Source organism: Rhodopirellula sp. JB055 (genome assembly GCF_043100905.1).
Classification (GTDB): domain Bacteria; phylum Planctomycetota; class Planctomycetia; order Pirellulales; family Pirellulaceae; genus Rhodopirellula.
This window is the reverse complement of record NZ_JBICHO010000381.1, coordinates 1-6,235: the sequence shown is the minus strand read 5'-3', so window position 1 is coordinate 6,235 and position 6,235 is coordinate 1. Positions and strand designations below refer to the sequence as shown.

Annotated in this window: 2 protein-coding genes and 3 pseudogenes; 1 reads left to right on the top strand and 4 read right to left on the bottom strand. The window is 56.9% G+C overall.

Annotated elements, in window-relative coordinates:
- Positions 1–127 (top strand): annotated as a pseudogene (locus ACF8AM_RS15075) (DUF5690 family protein); the annotation flags it as partial.
- 207 nt (positions 128–334) lie between these two features.
- Here ACF8AM_RS15075 and ACF8AM_RS15070 read toward each other — a convergent pair.
- The 4 genes and pseudogenes from ACF8AM_RS15070 to ACF8AM_RS15055 all read right to left on the bottom strand — a co-directional run.
- Positions 335–4,492 (bottom strand): annotated as a pseudogene (locus ACF8AM_RS15070) (condensation domain-containing protein); the annotation flags it as partial.
- A complete protein-coding gene (locus ACF8AM_RS15065; protein ID WP_392556425.1) occupies positions 4,489–5,049 on the bottom strand; it encodes an FcoT family thioesterase in 561 nt (186 codons plus the stop codon). The gene ACF8AM_RS15065 and the pseudogene ACF8AM_RS15070, both read right to left, overlap by 4 nt.
- Entirely contained in the window at positions 5,046–5,951 is a 906-nt protein-coding gene (locus ACF8AM_RS15060) for a TauD/TfdA dioxygenase family protein (RefSeq protein WP_392556424.1), read from the bottom strand. The genes ACF8AM_RS15065 and ACF8AM_RS15060 overlap by 4 nt, the downstream gene beginning before the upstream one ends.
- Positions 5,952–5,953: 2 nt before the next feature.
- Positions 5,954–6,235 (bottom strand): annotated as a pseudogene (locus ACF8AM_RS15055) (AMP-dependent synthetase); the annotation flags it as partial.

The window sequence follows — 6,235 nt, the reverse complement described above, 5'->3', positions numbered from 1 at the left end:
CATTTGGCTGTTCGTCAATGGGCTCCCACTGGGTATGGTGTTTGGGTTGGTGCTCGGATTCCTCGAAGGACGCGCGGTCACCGAAGCTCTCTCCGCTGGGCTGTGCGCCAGCTTCATCCTTCAGACGAGTCGAAACGTAATCGCCCGCCGAGGTCAGTGGGATTGCGCCAGATTCTGCGTTTGGCGTTCGATCAGGCCACAGTTCGACGTCCTGCAAATCGTCCAGGCCCAAACGCAGGAGTTGCGAGCGGGAATCTTCTACGGACTGTGGAAACGCTCGAAGATTGGATTCGCGAGTCGCATAGTCGCTGTAGCGGATCGGCAAGACAGGCAACGACGACGCGGGTTGGTCACGATACAGACGCTGCAGTTCATCCACGAACACTCGCATCGACCAGCCATCGGTGATGATGTGATGCAGGTTGATCAGCAGGATCGAGTGCGACTGGTTCGCATCGTTTTGGGGCGCAACATCTTGATTGGCAAAGCTTGCGAGCGAGACTTTCCAGAGCGGGCCGGACGCGAGGTTCATTGGCAAACAGGCTTGCTCGTCGATCCAGAGCCTTGCCGATGCGGCGTCTTGGAAGCAGCGTCGTTCGAACGGTATTCGCGGATGCTCATGAATGACTTGCCGAGGTCCGTCGGCGGTCAGCTCAAAGGTTGTTCGCAGAGACTCGTGGCGGGTGGCGATGACCTGCAAGCATTCTCGCAGTCGCTCTACATCCAACGTTCCACTGACTTCGGCGAGCGCTGGAATCACATACGCATCGCCTTGTCCGAATTGGTCCAAGTACCAAAGTCGGGTTTGCTGAGGCGACATCGGGGCCGTGTAGGGATATTGCTTCGTTGCCGCAGGTGAGACGGTAGTGTTTGGCGAATGTCGTTTCTTGTCTGCGATGCACCCGGCGAGCGCGTACAGCGATTCCGCGGTTAGGAATTCTCGCAGCGTCAGGTTCACGCCAAACAGATCGGACAATTTGGAAACAGCGATGATGGCCAGCAACGAGTGACCGCCCGCTTGCACGAAGCTGTCTTGAGGTTGCACGTCATCGACATTCAGAATGTTTTGCAAACACGGTGCGACGTCTGCCCAGATCGCATCCCACTCAGGCGACCGATTCAAAGGTGCGTCCAAAGGCCCCGCGGGATTTGAAAGCGAAGGGGCCGGGGTGCTTTCGAGCCTTTCAGCGAGGCTCGCTCGATCAAGCTTGCCACGGTCGCTGGTCGGCAACGCATCGACCCAACGAATCAGGCTGGGGATCATCCGCGATGGCAACCGTTCGGCCATCCACGACCGGAGCACAGACGACTCGGTCGAATCACCCACCACCAGAGCGAACAGTCGATCGTCAGAAGTCACGCCAATGCCAGCGGCCTGGACCGCTGGGTGTGATTCCAGGCACGCTTCGATGTCCTCGGGTTCGATGCGATGGCCACGCAAGCTGAGTTGGAAGTCTTTTCGGCCCAGCAGTTCGATCACGGGCTCTCCATCGCCGCTGGCACTTCGCGTCATCCAAGCCAGGTCACCGGTTAGGTAAGCAGGCGTGGGGGACTCATCACCGGGATAGGTCAGCGAAACAAATGAGGGCGATGGTTGATTGAGATAACCGTCGGAGACTCCCGAACCGAAAACGCACAATTCGCCTACCACGCCGATGGGCAACGGGCGACCGGCGGAGTCGACGACGGCAACGGCCAGTCCAGCGATTGGGCGACCAATGTGAATGCGGCGAAGCGGTTGGTCGGAAGACAGTTCGCCCAAGCAAGCGTTGACGGTTGTTTCCGTAGGGCCGTAAGCATTGAAGACACGAGGAAGACTTCCCTGTGTCGCGGCGTCGATCTCTTTCAGAACCGAAGTTGGCAATTTGTCGCCGCCGAAGGCAACCAAGCGAAGCGAACGGTAGAACTGCGCCGCAAGGCTTGGTTGTGATTGAAGGGCGAGATGATAAGACGGCGGAAGGTTGGCAACCGTGATGGCATGCTGAGTGACGAGGTTGGCCATTCGCGATGGATCGAGGTCGTCTTCTGATCGCAGGACGAGACGGCCTCCGGCGCAGAGGATCGGAAAGATCTCTTCGACGGACATGTCGAACGTCAGCGACGCGAATTGCAGTGCTGCGTCGGACGCGGTCAGTTCATAGGCGTCGATCATTGCGTGACAGAGATTGACCAAACTGTCATGCCGAATGGGGACCGCTTTGGGGCGACCGCTGGTTCCAGATGTGAACAAGACATAGGCGAGGGAGCCAGTGTCGGGACATTTCTCTGTGCACGAGCGGATTGCATCGTCGCGGTGGTTTTGCAAGGCATCGTTGAGCCTGACCGCGTTCACGGTTTCGAGCCTGTGCCTGCAGACACATTCCGGATCATCGGGATCAGTGGGAAGGTAAGCGGCACCACTGCGCAGGACGCCTAAGATCTCCACAATGCGTTTTGCATTGCGATCGGCTGAGATGGAGATCACGTCCCCGCGACCGAAACCGTGTTCGTTCAATCGTGTGGCGATTGTTTGCGAGTCTTCGACTAAGCGGGCGTAGGACCAGGTTTGGATTGGATCGACGACGGCGATGTGGTCTCCGTGATCCTTGGCGGTTTGATCGATCCACTGCACGACGGTGGCGGGGGCCGTTCGAGCCTCGTCGCGACGATCGAATCGATTGCGAATGCACGTCAGTTCATCCGGTGGGATCAGCGACAACTCGGACAGTGGTTGGCTGGGAACATTGGCCGCTTGCTTCAACAAGTGCAAGAACAACCGGTTCCAGGATCGGATGGTGGCTTCATCGAATCGATCGGTTTGAAACTTCCAGTTCAGGGTTCGGCGATCCGAGAACTCGTAGACTTCGAGTGTCAGATCGTCTTCGATCTCTTGATATAAACGCAGGTCGGGTTGAGCGAAAGATTGCCAGGACGCGTTCGGATCCCAGGTGTCGAAGATGTTTTGGTAAGTGAACGAATACGGGAAAAAAGCTCGGTCATGTTGGCCTACGATCGACAGGTTGGCGGAACGAAGTTGGCGTGAGAACGGCAACTGGCCGTGCTCCATCGCCGCCAGGAAACTCTGCGTGACCGAGCGGATCCAGTGGCTAAACGAGGCTTGGCCGCAATCATCCTTCGGCTCGGGATCCTGCATCTGAATGCGAGTGGCAATCAGATTGATGAAGCAACCGACCTTGTCACGAAACGGGCCACGCATGCCGCCTGGTCGTCCCGAGACCGGGGTGGTGACGACCAAGTCATCACTTCCGCTGATTCGATTCAACAACGCGAAATAGCAGGTGAGCAGCACCGACGACGGAGGTGCCCCAGCGGATCGTGATAGGACTTCGAGGGATTGGTTCAGTTCATCAGTCAGGTCGACAGAGACACAACCGACGTGACGCTGCGTGTCATGAGGGCGACTCGAAAGGGATGACTCTGGCAAGGCGATGTCACCGCGGGCACCGGTCAGAGTTGCGGACCAGAACGCTTCGTCGCGTCGGCATCGTTCGCTGGAAAGGTACTGTGTTTCCCAGTTCAGGAACTCGAAGTAGCCGATATCCGGGGAATCGATTGGGGGTGAATTCGCAGACTGGAAGCCTATGCCACCGGTGAGGTATTCATTCCAGAGTTCACGGATCATCGGGGCGGCGGACAGGCCGTCGATGACGATGTGATGAATAACGATCAACACCCAAGTCGTTTGATTTCGGTTTGCTGTGTGGTAGCACCGCAACGGCGGTGCCGCGGACAGATCAAATTTTTCGTTGGCAAGCTCTCGGAAGATGGCGGGGAAATCGCCATGAGTACCGTGAGCCGATTGCGATTCGGCGTTTAAATCGATCCTTTCAACGCTGGCGATTTGGGACGACGAGACGACGGTTTGGCGAAGTTCGCCTGTCTCGGGATCGTGGTCGATTACCACACGAATTGCTGGATGTCGATCCGCGACGCGCCGCAGAGCTGCGTCGAATCTCGCAGGGTCGAATGTCTCCGCGTCCGATTGTTCGTTAATGCGGAACAGCAGCGGCACATGGAAGCTACTGTCACAGTCTCGCGATTGCCCGATGAACCACAGGCCGCGTTGAGTTTCTGAAAGCGGGAACGAGTCGCCGTCATGGACCTCCATTGGCGTCGCCTTCGAGGAGGCGGCGGGGTCTGCGGGCATCCTGTCTGAGATGGGGGGCTTTTCACCTCGTCCACTACCAATTGGAGCTTCATTTGAACCTGAGTTGCCGATCTTTTCCGCCAGCATGTCCACTAGGCGATCGACGGTCGGATAATCAAACAGCACCGATGTTTTCAGTTCGATGGAATACATCGACTCGAGCACTAATTTGAACTCAACTGCTTGGCTGGAATCGGTTCCCAGATCGGCGAACGCGTCGTCCTCAGCGATCTCATCCAGGGAGTCAAATCCCAGGAACTCGACCAGACGCGTGCGCACCTCCAGCGACAATCGCTCACGCGAAGAAGCCGTTGATTGTTCGTTGCTGGCGGTCACGTTGCTCATCGGTTGGCCAGCACCACCAGTTTGACTTCGCCATCGCTGCGTCCTTGCTCCGCATCGTAGAAGCAACACTCGGTTTTCAGGATGGAAAGTCGTTGACGACTTCGTGCCGAGCGCACTCGCACTTCGCCATGGAACTCTCGCGGGTTCAGTTCGGAGTGGTAGTTGCTGTGGATGCTAGCGATCAAGTAGTTCGCAAGTTGCTTTTCAAAGAACGATTCCAATGTGTAATCGCCCAGCGCTGGCAGCAACCGTTCGCGAATGCAATGTGCCAGGTGCACGTACGCGAGTTGGTTGTAGCAAATGTTGAATTCAACGGCGTTGAAGTGCCCGGTGTCGTCGATGTAGCAAGACCGGTCGATCGCGAATTGTCCAATCGCGACCATGTTCTCGTACGACGGTTCCATGCCCGGTTCGTAGCCGATCTGAACACCCTTCAAATAGCGACAGTGGGCTCGGTAGGGCGTCATCACTCGTTGCAAGAACTCATCGTCGACGTCAGTCTGATTCACCAGTTCCGTCGCGTGCGTTCTGCTGGCCGGGGTCGCGGTGGCGTTCATGATTGGCCCTCCTCGGCTGCGATTCCCGCGTAGAAGGGAAGGTCGTCATAGATGCCGATTCGATAGCTTTTGCTGTGCTGGCCGGGGGCCACGGCGGTGGACATGTGAATGAGCAGTCGGTTGTCCCAGATGATCAAATCGCCTTCGGACCAAGCGTGTTGGTGGATGTGCTCGGGACGCTCGATGAACTCGAACAATTCTGCCAGTCGCCGTTTGTTCTCTTCGTGAGTCAGGCCTTCTAGAGCGACCGTGAACCCGCGGTTCAAGTACAACGCTTTTTCGCCCGTGACTGGGTGTTCGATGACGGCTGGATGGCGGACCGGTGGGACTTCTTCGTTGATGCGGTTGAGCAGTTCTTCGAGGGAACGATCGATGTCCGACGCTTGCACCTTGTAACGAAGTTGACCGGCATGGATTGCCGTCACGCCATCCACGTAGGATCGTAGATGTTCAGGCAAATTCGCGTAGACCTTGGCCATGTCGATGTACAGCGTGCCGCGTGAGTCTTTGGGAAAGACTTGGGGGTAGATCGACGTCCACGAAAGAGGGTGTGATTCGAAGGAACAGTCGGTGTGCCAGTAGTGTCCGGTTCTGGCGACGCCGATTTTCTGGTCGCCTTCTGGAATGTTGGACGAAACGAAGATTTCCGGGTGCTGTGGGTGGTGGTAGTTGGATTGGAAGTAGACCTGGGGACGGCCGAGTTTTCGCGCAAAGTCAACGTACTGTTGTTCGTTGAAGTTTTGGTTCCGAATCACGACCAAGCGGTGTTGGTAAATTGCATCGCGAATGGGTTGCAATTCCGGTGCATCGGTTGGCAATTCGTTCGTGTCGATGCCTGTGATGGTGGCTCCGATCTGACCGGCGGGAGGCGGTGTGATTTGCATTTCGGTGGCGGTGCTCATGTCTAGTTCACTTTCCGAGAAAGGTGTTGCCAGTAGGGTTGGCGGAGTTGGTGTTTGAGAACTTTGCCACTGGGGTTTCGCGGCAAAGCATCGACAAATTCAAACGACTTGGGGACTTTGAATTCGGCCAGGAGGGACTTGGCGAATTTCAGCAGGTCACGGATGCGAGGTTTCGCAGTTCCGTCGTGCAAGACGACAATCGCTTTGGGGGACTCGCCCCATTTCGGGTCGGGGACGCCAATCACGGCGACTTCGCGAATCGCGTCGTGGGATTGCAGGGCGGA

What these genes read in the sequence shown, in the direction of transcription:
- ACF8AM_RS15065 (WP_392556425.1), bottom strand. Translation starts at nt 5,049, where the DNA reads ATGAACGCCACCGCGACCCCGGCCAGCAGAACGCACGCGACGGAACTG.
- ACF8AM_RS15060 (WP_392556424.1), bottom strand. Translation starts at nt 5,951, where the DNA reads ATGAGCACCGCCACCGAAATGCAAATCACACCGCCTCCCGCCGGTCAG.